Raw genomic sequence first — 18,239 nt, 5'->3', positions numbered from 1 at the left:
CCATTTCAGCGAACATCATTATAGTCAGTAATTAAAAAGCTAGCCTTTACCGCCACTTAATAAACGCCTTACTGACCCTTGTAATTTATTATTGCCTTCATCTAAGGCCAATAACGATTTTTCAATATAAGCTAAATGTCTTCTATTAGCCTGTCTCGCTTGTTCTGGTTCACCATTTACAATGGCTTCCATCAATTCCGTTCTGTGCACTTTTAATTGTGCTCTAATCTCACTATGACTTTGGAAAACCACTAAGTTTTCTTTTACATTATGTATTAGTAAGCCTTTTAAACCTCTTAATAAATGTAACAACATGACATTGTGAGACGCATCGGCTACTGCTAAATAAAACTTAACCACAGCCTCTGCTACTCGATCTAAGTCATCTGAGTCTGATAACTGTTCTATGGCATAAAATGCGTGCCGAATATCATCAAGTTCAGACGACGTTCCTCTTAATGCTGCGTAGTAAGACGTTACGCCTTCCAATGCAAACCTAAACTCCAGTAAGTCATAATGAGAGTCTGGACTTTTTGCTAATAATTCAAATAATGGTTCGGCAAAAGGGTCATTTAAGTTTTTTGTGACAAATGTGCCATCACCTTGTTTACGTGTTACCAATCCTTGCGCTTCTAACTTTTTAATTGCGTCACGCACTGATGGACGAGAAACCCCATAATCTGATGCTAAATCACGCTCAGAGACCAACTTAGCCCCTGCGGGTAAAGTGCCATCTAAGATCAACTTTTCAAGTCTTTCTGCAACTTGATCGGATACTTTTTGAGTTGTGACTTTCACGGTAAATTTACAGTTCCTTGCATAATGGTAAATTGGTCTTACCATTAACGATAGGCGAGAATAACAATTGGAAAGTGATTTGTAAATATTAAGCCAACTGGCTAGACCACTACGAAGAGTGGTCGCCTGTGACATATATCATTAACACTATTTTATTTACTGAACAGCAATTTGAATAAAATTTGTGTTTAAATTATTTGACCATATAAGGTTAATAACGCAACCACTACAATAAACAGACCCATGTTTCTTTTGGTTAACTTCACCATATGCTCTGCATTATTGTCATTGGCAAATGCAGTGTATTTTTCAGATTCTAACGCAACCTGACATAACATTTCTTTAGAAGACTTAGAGAAGTTAACGGCGTATTTTAACCAAGTCTCAAGACCGTTGGTAAAGTTCCCAACCACCATGAAACCTAAGCTCACGAGTCTTGACGGTAACCAATATGACCATTCCAGCCATAACTTCAGTTCTTTTTCATTATGAGCTTCGCAGTTTTCCAGCTCTTCGCTTTGTTTAATCCCCTTAAACTCAACGAGATACAGCAATGTTGAGTACAATACCACTCCAGGAGTACCTAATAAGACAAAGTAAAAGATAGGCACTGCATAATATCTAAAGTTAATCCAAATTAAGGTTTCCCCCAACGTTTCTTGTACTGCTGAAGAATCTTCATTATCTGAAGTGGTCTTTTCTTCGATGTCATCAATTTCGGCATCAAGGGTATCATCAGTTAAAGACGTTTGTGCTAGTTTACTGTGTAAGATAACTTGCGCTTCTTTGTCGTCACGACTAACTGCATTTAAGTATTGGCGGTATAACGATCTCGATTCTGGATTACCGATACAAATTGCTAAGATAAACAAACTAACAACAAAACTAATCAAACCATTGTTTAACAAATGTAATACTAAATACAATACAACCGCAGGGACTGAGATAAATAATAACAATGAAATCTTACTGGCCTTGACCTGTGAGAATTTAGGTAAAGCGATGGATATATAATAATTTAGATACGTTTGCACTTGCCAATGAGACGCTTGCAAACCAACACGTTCAGTAATTAGAACTAACAACAAAACAATTAATGTCATAATATTTCCAAAAAAGTTAACTCTTTAAAACGGTTTATATTTATATAGCTGGTATTTATTAGAGCTGATTTTTATACCGTTGCCAATCAAAACTAACACCTGGATCGGTTTTTCGACCCGGAGCAATATCACAATGCCCAACAATATTAGCTAAAGTAATCTCAGGATATACAGTTTGAATCTGTTTTGATACTCGGCGTAATGCTTCATATTGATGATCAGTATAAGGCAATTCATCGGTTCCTTGTAATTCAATGCCTATTGAAAAATCATTGCAACGATTTCGTCCATTAAATTCACTGACTCCTGCATGCCAAGCTCGTTTATTCAAAGGGACAAATTGCACCACCTGCCCGGTTCTTTTTATATAGAGGTGCGCCGATACTCTTAATTCCGCGATGGATAAAAAATACGGGTGCTGCTCGACTTCTAACTTACCGGTAAAGAATTTCTCTACATTGTCATTATCAAAATCAGTTTCTGATGCAGCTGGTGGCAAACTGATATTATGGATCACTAATAAGTCCACAGTATGACTGTTTGCTCCTTCTCGATCATCGTAATGGCTGCTTTCACAAACATCCACATCGTCTAGCCAAATGTTTTTTTCAGTTTTTAGTCGAGAACAATTAATTTGAATCGGCATGTATTAAATTTCTTATTGTTTGCAATAGTGTGTGAACATGATTTTTCAGTTCAGGCCAAAACGAATCTGCATCTTTATTTTCTACGCAAAAATGTTCAATTTGCCCCGCTAGACTGCTAAGCACAACTAAGTCATAACTGCCTGCGCTTCCTTTGATTTTGTGGAATTCACTCATCAAACCAAGTAAATCCATATTGGTCAAATACCTCGATATTAGTGTGCTTTGTTCTGTTAATTGTAATAAGTAATCACGTTTCAGTTCGTCTAGTTTTTCCTTTGGAAAAGCTGGATAATCCACTTCTTCAATATTATTTAAAACCGATCGAACCAATGTCATAAATGCATCTCTGTCTATTGGTTTTGCTATTGTACCGTTGCAACCTGCAGCTAAATGCCGCTGAAGATCTTCTTTCATCACATTTGCTGTTAATGCATATATAGGCGTATCGATACCCGCTTGTCGTAACAGACTTGTGGCTTCCAATCCGCCCATCACTGGCATTTGCATGTCCATCAAGATTAAATCAAATTCGTCGGTTAACGCCTTTTCAATAGCTTGTTCCCCGTTACTTACGATCTCGTATGTCAAAGATAATGAGTCTAATAACAACTTAAATAAATATTGATTATCAACGACATCTTCTGCTACTAAAACTTTACCTTTTGTTTCATGTGGAAATTGGCTTTCAACGACAACTTCAACCATATCTTGATTTTTTTGAGACTCAATAAAACCAAATACTTGTCCCTGCTCATTGGCCAGATCTAATAATGAATTTATTTGGGTAATGTTAAGTTCACCGTTATCCACATTGATTTTGAAGTCAAAGATAAACTGACTGCCTTTCCCTATTTCACTCGTTACGCTTATGTCCCCGCCTAATAAGTGAGCTAAATTTTTAGAGATCACGAGGCCTAAACCTGTACCACCAAATCGCCGAGAAATACTGACATCTGCTTGCATGAAAGGCTGAAATAACGATTGGGCCACTTCTTCACTCATACCAATTCCGGTATCAACGACGACCACTTCAATAGTTGAATTGGCATCTAAATACTTAACATCTATTTGAACAGAGCCTGATTCTGTAAATTTGATCGCATTACTCGCCAAGTTTAACAAGACTTGTTTTAATCGAGTGCTGTCGGTTCTAACATATTGTGGAATGGGGAAAATATAGTTAAAAACCAGTTCTAAATTTTTATCTGCAGCTTGGGTCGACAACAGACTAACTACGTCGTTAAACAACTCAAAGATATTAAACTCAGTCACTTCAATATCCAGTTTATCCGCTTCTATCTTTGAAACATCTAATACGTTATTGATAAGAGATAATAAATGTCGGCCGCTTATTAATACACGCCCAAGCAAATCCAATTGATGTCGATCATTAGGAGAATTTGCAATAATTTGTTCGGTAAAGCCCATGATTCCGGTTAATGGGGTTCTAATTTCATGGCTAATATTAGCAACAAAAGCACTCTTGAGTTCACTTGCCTGCTCAGATTCTTGTTTTGCTTTTTCTAGCGCAATATTAGAACTTTCCAATGCAACATTAGTGGCTACTAGTTCTTCTGTTCTTTCTTTAACTTTATACTCCAAGCGTAAACGCCCATCTCGCTCTTTTTCTCGGTAAACAATTAGTTGTTTAACCATGATGTTAAACGCAGAAAACAATTCACCAAACTCATCTTTATTTTCTGTACTTAGTTTTATATCGAACTTACCTTGAGCAACTTTCTGTTTCGCTTGTGCCAATTGTTTAATCGGGGTAATGACCAATTTTTGAATATTGTGATAAACCAACAGCCCGGCGACCAGCATGGTCAACAATACAATAATTAATGCAATCCAAGTAAGCTCATTGTTGATTTTACCAACAAAACTTTTATCTTGTCCGTATAGAAATAAATATTGGCCAGATACTAATTGGCCAGAAAAAAATATATGGTTTGAACCAAGTTTAAAGGTAGAAGATTGGTCGTGTTGTGTGGCGTCATACAGTTTTCTAAATGCATTTCTTGGAATGCTTGTTCCCATTTCACCTTCTGGGAAACTAAACAATAAATTACCAGTCAGATCACTGATCATAAATTTATCACCACGACTTTTTTCTAGTTTTAATTTCGCCTCCCAGTTTGGCGCTAAAATAATATTTATATAGCCGAGTATTGTTTTTTTGTTATTCAGCGAGTCGATAAAGATTGGGTGCTGCATCCCAATCAAAGGAGAAGTCACATTATTAGGTGTAATCAATTGCCATTCAATATGTGAAGTAAGTGGTAACTTATTCATCAAATTACGATTAGTTTCACTGGCTTGATAAGTTGTTAAAATACGGCCATCTGGAGCAGTTAAAGATAATTGTTGGGTGTCGGTATAAATTTTAGCAAATTTATCAAGTTCAACCTCTACGTCTTGGGTAAAACTTCCTGATTTACCTTTTAACAAAGCATCTAAAAATTGTTTATTGGTAGCCAGATAAGTAACAGCAGAAGTTATATGATTGGTATATAAGTTAACTTGGCTAACTCGATATTTAATATCTGCTTTTAATTTTACCTCTTCTAATGTGCTTTGCGCGTTAAGCGAATATCGATATGCAAAAATTCCCAAAACCGCGATGGGTATCAAGATAAGTGGCAGAATTATAGAAAGTATTTTCTGTTTTAAGCGCATTGTTAAATGCTATTCCCTTATTGTTCATCAATGCCAGATATCACTCATTGACGTTAGATTTATAGTTAACTAAATATTTACCAAACACTAAATATTATCATATAGGGTTTCTATCCAACGTTGCTCCGTAATAAAACTCCAATCCCAAACCTTCCATTGTTCGCCTAACCCCGACTCAATAACTTGTTGCTTCGTCATACCTGAACGTTTTTTCTCAACAATGATATTTTTAGTCGATTTTATCATTTCAATAAAACGTTTAAATCCATTTTTGTCCGTTAATTTACCATGACCAGGGATGATTTTCGCATCATCATTAACTTTCTTTAATAACGCATTTAAGTTAGTTATATAACCTTCGATGCTACCGCCACTTTTAACGTCTATGAAAGGAAATCGAGACTCAAAAAACAAATCACCAAAATGCCATACATTGGCTTTCTCAAAGTAAACAACTGAATCACCATCAGTATGACCTGCCGCCAAGTGTTTCACATGGATTCGTTCTTGGTTTAAATGCAGTTTAATACCGTCTTCGTATGTAATAACAGGAAGCCCACTATCTTTACTCTTTACTGACATGCGTTTTCTGACATTTTCATGTGCCAAAATGCTCGCTGATTTTGCAAAATAATTATTAGAGCCAGTATGATCTCCGTGATAGTGAGTGTTCACAACATACTTTATTTTCTGTTTTTGTTTAGTCACATTTATTAATGCTTTTTCTATTTTAGGCGCTAATGGCTCAAACTGATCATCTATTAATAACATACCTTCTGTACCAACTAATACCCCGATATTTCCCCCAGCACCATATAACACATAAACATTTAGGTTAATGTGTTGCACTTTAATTTGCACATCTTTAAATCGGTCATCGGCAAGGGTTTGTACGCTAAAAAGTGAAATTATTAAAAAAAATAAAGAAGAGGGTTTCATAGCTGGCAGCTTCAAATTAATCAAATAGTTTTAATACTATAGATGTTTTATAACTAACTACCAATCATTAATAAAAATAATGACTTAAGTAAATATTTGGATTTTTCATCCTCAAACAGCATAAACAAAAAAACCACCTAAATTCAGGTGGTTTTGTTTTAATTAAGGCGTTTATTTACGCATTAATAAAGGCCCCAAACAAAGCATTTATTGGTGCGGCTGATGGTTTACCGTGTTGCCAATCTCCACCTTCAACACCACTTCCTGCGATATCTATATGGATATAAGGCAAAGGCTGATCATCATTTACATCATGTTTATCTAAGCCTGATACGATTGATAAAAATGCCATTGGGAATTGGTGTCCCCTCGCTGTTACCGCTGATGGGCCATTATTTGATGACAATAAATCATCTGCTTTTGTTCGCGGTTGTACAAATGTGTAATCTTCACGACGAGAACGCGATGTTTCACATGGATCCGCTAATAAATCTCCTTGCTGAACTAATAATTCACCAAATCCTTTAGCTCTGGAGACGCCATTTTCAACCAACGCCGTATAAGGTCCAACTGACCTTGCTGCATGACCGGTTAAAGTAGCAACAGTAAACAACAGTGGGTTAATTTCATCCAAAGCTTCCTCACGTAATTTTGATAACAAGTCGGCCATCACTAACCTGCCTTCAGCATCTGTATTTCCAATTCTTACTCTGACACCTGAGTGACCTGTAATGATCTCATCAGAAACAAAAGCTTCAGCACCAATGCTGTTTCTTACGGCAGCTATTTCAGCAACGACTTTTATACCAAGCGGTGCTAATTCCGCAACGGTTTTCATAAATCCAGCGACTGCGGCTGCACCACCTTTGTCACGACTCATGCCTGCCATATGCCCACCGGTTTTTAAGTCGGCTCCACCAGTATCATAAACAATACCTTTGCCCACTAACATTAAGGTTTTATCAACAGCTCCAGGTGGCGTGTACTCCAAACGAATAACTCTAGGTTGATGACGTTTAACTTCAACAGATGCTCTAGCCACCGCCCATAAAAGTGGATATTCGGCTTGTATTGTTGGCATATCATCAGTAATAGTTACCTCAACATCGGTTCTTTCAAACGTTTCTATACAATATTCAGCAAACTGTGGAGGGGCCATTCTTTCTGGCTCTGTGCCACACAAATCACGAGCAACGTAACGACCACTTTCCAATGCAGCTGCATTGGCGCCATCTAAGTGTTGACCAACAATCCCAACTAAGGAAATAGGCTCGATTAAATCACCTAAAGCTTCACGCGCTTCAAGTGGTTGCCATAAGGCTTGAGCGAAACCTAAATATGAGACTAATTCAGCATGTTGATAAGCGGCTTTATCATTACCTAATACCACTAGCAGTGGCTTTTTAGCCCCCATATTTAGTACTACAGACGCGGCTTTTTTTGCTGCATCGTAATAACTACGGACGTCATCAAAATATCGAGATGTTTGTCCAACAGGTGCTAATACCACACGTCTTTGGTTTACATCTTCTGATATAAAACTCATTAACTCTTTATTAATTCGTAAATCAAATTCAGCTTGGTTTTTGATCACTTCATTTAATGGCTCTGGTAATACGTCAAGGAACTTTTCAGCCACAATAACGAGTGCATCCCAAGACTTGTCTGACAATGCGGTTGCCAAATTAGCAATGACCATAGGAGTTGGATAAGACATGAATTCTCTCTTTAAATGTTTATTTTTTTATCAGGTATTAAACGCATTATATCGTTTTGGTACACCTAAACAGGATTTATATGAAGTATTGGGATTTGAAAATAATTTGCAAGTTTACAGCCCATTCGGTTGAGCAAATAATTGCAATTGTTGTATGGGTTCTTTGCCATATCCCACCCCAATTCCAATTAATCTTATTTTGTTTACCGGTCTTTGTTTTGCTATTTCAATCAACATTTCATGGCATAAATCTATGTTGACACAGGTGTGCTGTGTTTCTTTAGTTTTACTTATGAAATCATCAAACTTTAACTTCACTTGTAATTTTGCAATGGGTTTATTTTCTTTTTCCAAGCGCTGATAAAGTCGCTGGGTTAACTTATTCAACAATTCAGTATTGATTTGTTCAACTTTAATGTCTTGGTCAAATGTGGTTTCTACTGAAGTTGTTTTTGATTCTCTGTGATTACACACAGGACGATCATCCACTCCCCTAATCCGGTTAAATAAACTAATGCCCATTTTTCCAAACTTTTGCTCTAGTTCTTTAATTGAAAAGCGCTCTAAGTCTGCACAAAATTGAATACCATACTGATTCAGTTTTTTCTGCATAACTTTCCCTACACCTGGAATCGCTTTAACTGGTAATTGCTGAACAAATTCAATGATTTTATTTGGAGGCACCACACACATACCATTAGGTTTATTAAAATCAGATGCTACTTTAGCGATGAACTTATTAACCGATACACCTGCTGAAGCAGTTAATCCCGTCTCCAAATATATTTTATTAAGAATATCCTGCGCAATTAGGGTGGCACTGCCACCAAATAAAGTACAATTGGTTACATCTAGATATGCTTCATCCAAAGATAAGGGTTCAATTAAATCAGTGTATTGTCTAAATATATCGCGGATTTGATTTGAAATGGATTTATACAAAGCCATTTGCATAGGAATAATTTGCAGTTCAGGACATAACAGTTTGGCTTTTCTAGACGACATCGCCGCACGAACGCCATATTGCCGAGCCAAATAATTACTTGTACACAATACGCCGCGCTCCGAGTCACCACCTACAGCTATAGGAATGTTTTTTAGTGCTGGATTCTCGCGCATTTCAACCGCGGCGTCTGAAAAACCTCGGGTAAAAAATGTTAGCAAAGTAACAAATAAAAATATTCCCATTAATAATTAGATATTTATGAGTAAAAAAACACTTACAAATTCCGCATACATTAATTTCTAATAAAAATAATTAATTATTTCAATAATAATTGTATGAGTATTTATAGTATTCAATCGAACAATTTTTTTAATTAACCAAGTTTAGCCCATTGATATCAGCTGAACTAGATCGGTTCTGAACTTTGAATAGCAGATTAGAGTGATTGGTATTTTCAGTAGTCAATAAAATACTTTTTCACTTCTTTATTTGTAGTTATAAGCCGAGGCCATTTTTAATGCACTAAGTGTTAACTTAGTCTGACATTAGTGAAGCTAATACAGAGTGTCTGTAGTTGGCACAAAGCACTTATTAGTACTCAGAAAGATTTGCTTTGATTTCACAAGCCTAATGTTCGTTTCAACGACTACGTGTTCTTTAGCAACATGCAAAAAATGCATATTGCTAAATAATGGAATAAAGAATTGCTTGCAATGTGCAAAATATGCACTTTGGTTAGTTATAACGAATTCGATATAATTGATTCTGAAAATACTTGTTCGATACTTACATTCAAGGCTGAGCAATAACAATTCAACTCCCCAGCACTTAACCTCTTTTCGCCTAATTCAATTTTACTAATATAAGAATGAGGAACATCTAACTTCTTTGCCACCTGTTTCATAACCCAGCCATTTTCTTCACGCTTATTTTTTAATGTTTGAGCAATTGCTAAATCTAGTTGGTTAGGTTGTTGAAAGCCCATAATTAGTTCCTTTTATTAATTTAATTTATACCGTAGTACGTTTCTAATAAAATCTCCAATATCGGTAATTTAATATTAGCTTTTGAAAAATGACATAGGTGGCTGTTTGAAAGAGGAGTTTATATTAAATTTTGTATACTCGTGAGTAAGTCGCAGACGGAGCATACTTCCCAGCCCTTAGGTATAGTAACTCACAATTGGACAAAGCCTTGTCAGAATAAAAGACAAACTACGACAAAAAACATCAAAAAGTTTGATATTTATTTTCATAGTTCTACTCATTATTGTCGAGTTTCATTGTTCAATGACAAGTGACAAATAATATAACCGTGTATTAAACAAATTGTCATTTGTGGGTGATGAGTGACAAATAACATAACCAGTTGTTATATAAAAGTGTCATTTGTTGGTGATAGTGACAATTAACATAACCAGTTGTTTTATAAAGTGTCATTTGCTGGTGATAAGTGACAAATAACATAACCGGTTGGTATATAAAGTGTCATTTGGTGGTGTAAGTGATGTCGGTTGACATTAAATTTAAAAACTTTTCTCTAACACAGGGTTGATTAATACTTAAACTTATTCAACCTGCCTATCCAACGAAATTGTGACAACAAAGTTCAAAACTCACTTTTGGACAGAAATGCGTTAACGTAAACACTCTAATTGTTAAACACTACAGCTCTTCAATTTAGTCTATATTGCCTACGATATGTATTCTCGTCTAATTTTGTATCCTGACGGTGATACGAATAGTATCAAGGTGAGGAATAACATTGTAAATCGAACTTTTTCCAGTACATTTTAGGTGAGCATTAAATCTCAATGTTAGTAGCTATTTAGGCTTGTACTAATTAAAGCTTCTTTAGAAATTCAGTTGGAATAACTTTTTATTGATAAATACTTGACGTTAAAGCAAAATAAATTAACAAATTATGAGATGGACTTTTAAATGCTTCGAATTGACAGATTAGAAATTATAGGATTTAAATCCCCAAACAAGTCGCTTGTAGTCGATTTTTCGAAAGCTCAATCTTCAATTATATTTGGTAGAAACGGCTCAGGTAAAACGACTCTAATCAAAATCCTCAATGGCTTTTTTCGACAAGATGATTCTGTTTTGCTCGAGGAAGAAGTTTCTAAAATTACTATTGATTATAGCCATTTTGATGATGCTAAAGACCACTCAACAGTAATTAAAGATTGTATCGTGGTAAATAGGTTTGAGCATGTTTATGAAGTTCAAGAATCTCTTTTTGATGAAGTCGAAAAAGTAGTTGAATACCTTTATGATTGGGAGCAATTAACAAGTAGTCCATTAGCAGACGCGACCTCCTTAACTCTCGGGGTTGAAAGAGGGATGCACTCAAATAAACTAAATGTAAATAGGAAGTTACTGAGTAATTTTATACAACGAAAAAGAGAGTTAAGAGCCAATTTTAGAAGTGTTAGAGAAATTGAAGAGTTTTCAGAAGAAATTTTTAATTTCTTAAAATTTAGGGCTGATGCAAACAGAAGAACAAGCACGTTTGACCTTCAGCAACCACATCCATTTTTAAAAGACATTAATATGGATAACGTCGAGGGCTCGTTGCTGGAACGATATAGGACAGCAAGGAGAAACGCAGCTCGAAAAATTCAAAATGCCTTATTTGATACATTAGCAGGCGCGATTTCTGAAGAGAGTAATATTGGTCCTCACTCACATTACTTCAATGATATTAGTTCTCATATCTTCAAAAATAAAGATCTTTTGATTGAAGCCTTAGACGACAAAACTGAAAACAGTTTTAAAAATAGAATTGTTGATGAATTAAGAAAATTAAAACAAAAAGATGATTTGGAAAGTTTAACTGGAAATAAACTATTAATTCGATTGCTAAGTGAAATGTCAACTCAGCTTAAAGACTCAGAGCAAGAGTTGTCAGCAATTAACACAATTGTCGACAGGTTTAACGAATTTACTGGCGAAAATAAAAGGTTACTTATAGATACACAAAAAATATGGGTTGAAACGGAATCTACAACACATTCAATAAATCAATTATCAAGTGGTGAAAGACATATTTTGACTCTTTTCACATTGATTTTAGAGCAAGCTAGCAATCGAAATATTATTATTATTGATGAGCCTGAAATATCCTTAAACGCTATGTGGCAAGAAGCGCTGTTACCAACTTTAGAAGAAGTTCTTCCAAATACCCAAATCATAGTTGCTTCTCATAGCCCTATCATTGCAGAATCAATAGATAACCTTGCAGAACTGAAAGTTAAGTATATTTCTGACGAGGTATATTAAAATGTCTCCTCAGGATATGCGTTTAGAATTACATAAAGCGGTCATTAAAGCTGTAATGACACGACGTTCACTTGTGGTGGTTGAAGGAAAGGAAGATTTAAAAACGTATATTAGCCTAGCCAATAAAATTAAAAAAAGCTCCAAGTAAAGCATATCGGATATTTTAAAAGTTGTGCGTCAGGGTGTCATGAGATTGAAACTCAATTTGAAGAGCTAAATTCTATATATGGAGATGGTCACGAAGCATTCAAACACTGTTTAGGTATAGTTGATTCCGATGCTAAACCATTTAGAAATGAAATAAAAAATCTCAACGGTCTATATTATCTCGAAACCTATTCATTCGAAAATTGCTTTGTAAATTCAAGATCTCTTATTTCAACGGTCAAGCTGTTAACTTCAGCCACGGACGAACAACTAAGTGCTGTGTTATCAGATCACCTCTTATTAAAACTAAATCAAGATTTTTCTGATTTTTATTACATAACTCTGGAAGCTCTTAAGGCAGCGGTAGAACCTGAATACAGAGGATTAGTAACCTTCTCAGCAAATTATGAATCCATATTGTTAGCTCCAAATAAACTAGAAATGTTGCGACAAAAAAAGAAGAACTGGACTATTTTGGAAATGCTAAAGGGATTAGACAATCATGTCTACTTGACTTAAAAAATATTTGCAAAGGAAAATGGCATATAAAGTATTTTTTTAATCAATTACTTGGGTATATAAATGATTTGCATCAACAATGCGGGGAGGCATTGACAAAGTGTCCCATTTGCGAGTCTGGTGATTTGGATGGATGTCTTTACAAACAAAAAATGTCACCAAATATAAAGCACTTAATTGAAACAATTAAAGATAACATCGAAAATGCTGAACTGACTGGAGTTGAACATGAGTTTTTAAAGTTGGCCTAATCCTTTATATCTTTGCAATAACAATACTATAGATACCACTTAGCTACTGTTAAGCTTGCTCGTGACTAAAAATTAAATTATAAACTTAAAGCAAAGATTGGCCCTGTTGACCGACTTGATTCAAGTGTGGGAAGTTGAATTTGAATCCCAAGGCCTTTACCTTCATGATTTAGGTTAGTCTAAGTAACGGGTTAGAATACAATTTGTGATACGGAACAAATAACAACGCCAACAAAAAGACATCACGGCCCTCTTGTCACAAAAAAGTTTATAATAGACTATTTGTGTTAACTTACTATGGGGCAAAAGCAAAATGCAAATATTGCATTTTCCTAACTTGTTTCGGGGCATAAACGAGCTAAGGCTGAATGTCCGAAAATGGTACAAAGCAGGCATTCAAGCTAACACGCTTTTGCCCCAAAATGAGTTGATAAGGAATCTCGACCACAATGGTCTACACCCACGTAACGAACCCTGAATTGGATCGTGCTTATGAGAAGTCACATCCTGCTGCTAGATACAAAATAAACAATATAAACGAAAACTAAAAGGCTATATTTTTTGTTCTAAATATAGGAATATATTAAGTTAAATAATAATTAAAATCTTGGATGACTCGATATTTAGATGGAACTAGAAAAAGAAATTCCACTTCCGAAAAATGATAATGCTCCTTTGTCAGCCGTTTCTGCTTTAGCAGGGGAAGTCATTTCGCCTCTGAAGCGACTTCAACAAATGGACGATGAAGACTGGGAGGAATTTACCTGCGAATTGGCAACTTATTGGAAAACACAGTACCTTAGAGTCAATAGAGTTGGTGGTGCTGGAGATATGGGACGAGACGTTATCGCGTATACCCCAGATAGCCAATGGGAAAACTTTCAATGTAAATATTATGGCTCACCGTTAAATTTAACAGATATTCTCCTAGAAATAGGAAAGCTCTGCTACCACTCGTATCAAGGGCACTTTTCCATGCCTGTGAAGTATTATTTTGTTGCTAAGAGTGGATTAAATGGCGTGAGTCTAAACGCCCTAAAAGATTCTCAAAAACTGAAAAATGAACTAATTTCTGGCTGGGATAAAAAGTGTAAGGATAAAATCACCTCTACTAAGAGCGTAAGTCTAAGTGGGGACTTTCTTAGGTTTATTGATGAAAAAGTAGATTTCACGATATTTGACCAAATCCCACAGTTAAAGCTTATCGAATTACATAAAAATTTTACTCCTTACTACATAAGAAGGTTTGGTGCATTAGAGTTTGATAGACCTGCCGCAGCGACACCTCCACCAAAAATTCAAATTAATGAATTGAAATATATAGCTGAGTTATTACGGGCAATCGAATCCGTAGAGGCTCAGGTCAGTTCTGTTGATGATTTGGACGTATTTCCTGAGTTTTTAATGGAATTAAAAAGTGCTCGTAAAAACTTTTATTCAGCAGAAAGCCTAGAGAAATTTTCTAGAGACTCTATGCCTCCAGATACCTACGAAAACTTGCTTGAAAATTGTTATGAAGCCATTTCTAGCCTTGTTTTAATGGTTCACAATAATGGCTGGGATAAATATTTAGCCATTTCGAATCATGTAACACAAGTTTCATTTACGTCACATCCATTAGATTTATACATGAGTATTCGTGATAGAAAAGGCGCTTGCCACCAATTGGTAAATAAAGGGGCTTTAAAATGGAACAGGTAAAATTTAAAGTTCCTCAGATATTCAATAGTGATGTTGAATTAGCAACTAGAGCCGCGCTAATACTATCGAGTATGGAAGGCAACAAATTCGACATAGATGAATTGGTCTTATTAGACTACGCACTATTGTATTCAAGTGAGTTTGATGGGCCATCAAATCTTCATCCTGCTGTACCAAATCATTTGGCTGAAATAGCACAACGGAGAGAACTTCTTCCTAAATCTCTTTTGTTTTTTATTAAAAAAGGACTTATTGATGTTCACTATGATGAAAATGGAAAGTCATTTTGTGCGAATGAAAATACAAATAGCTTTGTTAGCTGCCTGAATTCAAATTACTTCATCAAAATTTGGGAACGATTAAGTTGGTTGTCTAAGCATTCTAAAAGGATTATTCAGATACCGATAATGGAGTTAAGAAAAGGAGTTTCGATTTAGGCATGATTATTAAAAGAATATCCGTAACAGGAAAAGGCAAACTCAAAGCAGAACTTTGCTTTGAGAAAGGATTAAATGTAGTTGCTGGTGCATCTGATACTGGTAAATCTTATGTTATTAAGTGTTTTCAATATATCTTTGGTGGTGAAGATCCTCCTAAAGATATTGATGAAGCTAAAGGCTACAATACCGTTGAAACGGAAATTCAAGTTGATGAAAAAGAAAGCTTTATTCTTCGAAGGGAAATATCGGCTACCAAACCTAAAGTAACTTTAATTAAACTTGAGCTAGATGGTGCAGAATCAGAAACTATTGTTCTAAACCCAAGCCACAAAGGAAAAAATAACCTATCAACACATATTCTCAATAAGTTGGGATTAAACGACAAAGTATTAGTCAAAGGTGTACAGAGCTTAAATACTTCCTCTTTAACTTTGCGCGTGCTGAGCAAACTATTTTTGGTCGATGAGGGGCGAATAATTACCGAATCTTCACCTCTAGGAGAAGGCCAGCGAGAGTATACTCAAGAAACGTCATTACTTAAGACTATGCTCACTGGTGCGGACGACTCAGTGGTTAAAGAGTTGAAGCAGCAGCAAGATACGGAAGGAGCTGTAGAGTCTCGCGTTAAAGCTCTGGAGGAATATGTAGCCAAGAAATTTTCTAACCATGAAGAAGTAAAGGTCACAACTGAAAAGTTAGACGTAGAATTGAATGGATTGGAGGAATCTCTATTCAAGGCTCAAGACGAACTAACTGCTCTAATTGAAGCAAATAGTGAACTTGATTCTCAAAGGAATAATTTTAGAGGCGAGTTAAGTAAATTACGTGAAGCAGAAAAAGAAAATTTGCTACTGCAAGGAAGGTTTACTCTTTTAATCGATAAATATAATTCAGATTTAGAAAGATTAGAAGCAGGGTCAGAAGCTGCGTCATTCGTTGGGTTATATGAATTGGCAAATTGCCCCACATGTGATCAAGAGTTTCAAAAAGAAAAAGATGTAAAAGATCTAAAGCAACTAATACAAAGCACTGAGGCGGAGATAAGTAAGAATAAGTTTCGAGTTAAAGGATTAAAGGATTCGATTGATGACTTAAAAGAAGAGTACAAATTGCTTGAAGAAGATATAACTCAAAAAGAAGCGGCAGTTAAAGAACTGTCCGAAATAATCGACGATAACATATCTTCGAAGTTTAAAGACTATAAAGTTGCTATTAGGCTTTTAAATAACAAAAAGAATGAGTTTTCGAAACAAAGAGCAATTGTGGATTCTCGTGAAAACTTGTTAAAAGAAATAGGTGAATTGCGAGTCCAGCTCGAAGATAGAACTGAAAAATACATAATTCCTGATTTCAGTGCAGAATTAGATGTTTTGTGCAAAAACATTAGTTCAATCTTGCAGCGTTGGGCATTTCCCGGCTATGAAAGTGTGAGCTTTGATATCAAAAGTCGAGATTTGGTAATAGGTGGAAAGCCTCGATCTCATTTTGGTAAAGGATATAGAGCAATCTCGTATGCAGCGTTTTCACTCGGCTTGATGGAGTACTTGTCTAAGTTTGAACGCCACCCAAAGTTTGTAATTCTGGACTCTCCTTTGACCACGTATAAGGCGGGTGATAATGATGAAAACGATGATGAGGTACAGTTACAAAAGGATATGATTTTTGCTTTCTACATTGACCTTTGCGACTCTTTTAATGACAAACAAATAATTGTGTTTGAAAACCAAGAGCCAGATGAATACTTGAAGCCAAAAATGACTTACTACCACTTTTCTAAGAACAAGGAAATTGGTCGATATGGGTTCTTCCCAGTAACATAATTTAAGGAACGTAAATCCGTTGTATCCATACAAACAATGTGCTTTACGATCCTAAGAGAAATCCAATTCTGACTCGTTTTTGTCCAATTCGAGTTTGTTGAACAGTCCTTAATACGATTATTCTTTATTGATACCTTACGAAGTTAACTGTATATTTAAACAGTTTAAATATTAGGTCTTTAATTATGCGAAAAATAATTCACGTTGATATGGATGCATTCTTTGTATCTGTTGAAATTAGAGATAACCCAGACTTAGTAAATAAACCAGTTGCTGTAGGGGGAGTAGACAGTCTCGTGGTGTACTTTCTACTAGTAATTATATAGCGAGACAATATGGTGTTAAAAGTGCGATGCCGACTAGTATTGCATTACAAAAATGCCCTGACTTAATTTTGGTTCCTGGTAGAATGGATGTATACAAATTGGTTAGCTCTCAAATTCGAGAGATTTTTGAACGCTATACTCACATAATTGAACCGTTAAGCTTAGATGAGGCATATTTGGATGTCACCGAATGTAAACTCTTTGATGGCTCTGCGACTTTAATAGCCCAAGATATTTGTTCTTCAATATACAAAGAACTCAATTTAACAGCTTCAGCTGGTATAGCTCCTATAAAGTTCTTGGCGAAGGTTGCTTCAGACCTAAATAAACCAAACGGTATATTTGTCATCCCACCTAATCATGTAGATTCCTTCATTGACGATATGGAATTACGGAAAATACCGGGAGTCGGCAAGGTAACTAATGAAAAACTACTTCGTGATAACCTGAGATATGGCCGAGATGTCAAAGCATTAAATTTGGAAAAATTAATCTCTAAATATGGCAAACTAGGGAAATTATTATGGGATAGGTGTAGTGGTAATGACGATAGACCAATTATTATAAGTAGAGAAAGAAAGTCCATCGGGGTAGAAAGAACATTCCCTGAGGATATTTCTGACTTATCTATCCTTAATAGTATTCTTATAGAAAAATTACTGCCCGAACTTCAAAAAAGAGCTGTAACACACCTAATTGAAAATGGTATCGGTAAAATTGGTGTAAAGGTCAAGTTCTCGGACTTTCACCAAACAACAAAAGAGTTTTCAACAGATAAAATTGACTTGGCCATTTTATCTGAATTACTAATTGAAGCCTTTACTCGAGGCAATGGAAAAAAGGTACGCCTACTTGGTACCCACATAGGGCTTACACCTATTAAAAGTAAAACAGAGCAAATTTCATTTGAATGGTAGGG

15 protein-coding genes are annotated in these 18,239 nt (G+C 35.6%); 7 read left to right on the top strand and 8 right to left on the bottom strand.

Translation table 11 applies throughout. From position 1 onward, the window contains the following. Nucleotides 1-39: 39 nt before the first annotated feature. From RT723_RS13650 to RT723_RS13615, 8 genes are all read right to left on the bottom strand, one after another. The gene (locus tag RT723_RS13650; protein ID WP_315947617.1) at nucleotides 40-798 is read right to left on the bottom strand and encodes a GntR family transcriptional regulator; all 759 of its coding nucleotides are present in this window, start codon (nucleotides 796-798) and stop codon (nucleotides 40-42) included. A 188-nt stretch (nucleotides 799-986) separates the two neighbouring features. Beyond that, nucleotides 987-1,901, bottom strand: a complete 915-nt coding sequence (gene ampE, locus RT723_RS13645; protein ID WP_315947615.1) for a regulatory signaling modulator protein AmpE — start codon at nucleotides 1,899-1,901, stop codon at nucleotides 987-989. Nucleotides 1,902-1,959: 58 nt separating this feature from the next. Further along, complete coding sequence (ampD, locus tag RT723_RS13640; RefSeq protein ID WP_315947613.1) at nucleotides 1,960-2,547, bottom strand: 1,6-anhydro-N-acetylmuramyl-L-alanine amidase AmpD; 588 nt, start codon at nucleotides 2,545-2,547, stop codon at nucleotides 1,960-1,962. Next, nucleotides 2,531-5,227 carry an ATP-binding protein gene (locus RT723_RS13635; RefSeq protein WP_315947612.1) on the bottom strand — a complete coding sequence of 899 codons (2,697 nt, stop codon included), beginning with the start codon at nucleotides 5,225-5,227 and terminating at the stop codon, nucleotides 2,531-2,533. The genes ampD and RT723_RS13635 overlap by 17 nt, the downstream gene beginning before the upstream one ends. A gap of 87 nt (nucleotides 5,228-5,314) precedes the next feature. After that, complete coding sequence (locus RT723_RS13630; protein WP_315947610.1) at nucleotides 5,315-6,166, bottom strand: MBL fold metallo-hydrolase; 852 nt, start codon at nucleotides 6,164-6,166, stop codon at nucleotides 5,315-5,317. 175 nt (nucleotides 6,167-6,341) lie between these two features. After that, nucleotides 6,342-7,883: a M17 family metallopeptidase gene (locus RT723_RS13625; RefSeq protein WP_315947608.1), complete on the bottom strand. Its 1,542-nt coding sequence runs from the start codon at nucleotides 7,881-7,883 to the stop codon at nucleotides 6,342-6,344. A 114-nt stretch (nucleotides 7,884-7,997) separates the two neighbouring features. Further along, on the bottom strand, nucleotides 7,998-9,071 hold the full coding sequence (dinB, locus tag RT723_RS13620) for a DNA polymerase IV (protein ID WP_315947607.1): 1,074 nt from the start codon (nucleotides 9,069-9,071) through the stop codon (nucleotides 7,998-8,000). 497 nt (nucleotides 9,072-9,568) lie between these two features. After that, the gene (locus RT723_RS13615) at nucleotides 9,569-9,814 is read right to left on the bottom strand and encodes a helix-turn-helix domain-containing protein (RefSeq protein WP_315947606.1); all 246 of its coding nucleotides are present in this window, start codon (nucleotides 9,812-9,814) and stop codon (nucleotides 9,569-9,571) included. 955 nt (nucleotides 9,815-10,769) lie between these two features. Here RT723_RS13615 and RT723_RS13610 point away from each other — a divergent pair. The 7 genes from RT723_RS13610 to dinB (RT723_RS13585) all read left to right on the top strand — a co-directional run bounded on the left by RT723_RS13610 (nucleotide 10,770) and on the right by dinB (RT723_RS13585) (nucleotide 18,237). Next, on the top strand, nucleotides 10,770-12,116 hold the full coding sequence (locus RT723_RS13610) for an AAA family ATPase (RefSeq protein ID WP_315947605.1): 1,347 nt from the start codon (nucleotides 10,770-10,772) through the stop codon (nucleotides 12,114-12,116). A gap of 1 nt (nucleotide 12,117) precedes the next feature. Then, nucleotides 12,118-12,264, top strand: a complete 147-nt coding sequence (locus tag RT723_RS13605; protein WP_315947603.1) for a hypothetical protein — start codon at nucleotides 12,118-12,120, stop codon at nucleotides 12,262-12,264. Nucleotides 12,265-13,660: 1,396 nt separating this feature from the next. Further along, a complete protein-coding gene (locus RT723_RS13600; RefSeq protein ID WP_315947601.1) occupies nucleotides 13,661-14,734 on the top strand; it encodes an ABC-three component system protein in 1,074 nt (357 codons plus the stop codon). Beyond that, the gene (locus RT723_RS13595; RefSeq protein WP_315947599.1) at nucleotides 14,722-15,171 is read left to right on the top strand and encodes an ABC-three component system middle component 2; all 450 of its coding nucleotides are present in this window, start codon (nucleotides 14,722-14,724) and stop codon (nucleotides 15,169-15,171) included. Before RT723_RS13600 ends, RT723_RS13595 begins: the two co-directional genes overlap by 13 nt. Before the next feature lie 2 nt (nucleotides 15,172-15,173). Continuing rightward, a complete protein-coding gene (locus RT723_RS13590; RefSeq protein ID WP_315947597.1) occupies nucleotides 15,174-16,994 on the top strand; it encodes an AAA family ATPase in 1,821 nt (606 codons plus the stop codon). A gap of 185 nt (nucleotides 16,995-17,179) precedes the next feature. Beyond that, nucleotides 17,180-17,320, top strand: a complete 141-nt coding sequence (locus RT723_RS18215) for a Y-family DNA polymerase (RefSeq protein WP_487379619.1) — start codon at nucleotides 17,180-17,182, stop codon at nucleotides 17,318-17,320. Continuing rightward, nucleotides 17,317-18,237 (top strand): DNA polymerase IV, encoded by a 921-nt coding sequence (dinB, locus tag RT723_RS13585; protein ID WP_487379623.1) that lies wholly within the window; start codon nucleotides 17,317-17,319, stop codon nucleotides 18,235-18,237. The genes RT723_RS18215 and dinB (RT723_RS13585) overlap by 4 nt, the downstream gene beginning before the upstream one ends. Nucleotides 18,238-18,239 lie beyond the last annotated feature (2 nt).

The sequence above is a fragment of the Psychrosphaera aquimarina genome (genome assembly GCF_032461525.1).
Lineage (GTDB): Bacteria > Pseudomonadota > Gammaproteobacteria > Enterobacterales > Alteromonadaceae > Psychrosphaera > Psychrosphaera aquimarina.
This window is presented reverse-complemented; position numbering and strand designations above follow the sequence as displayed.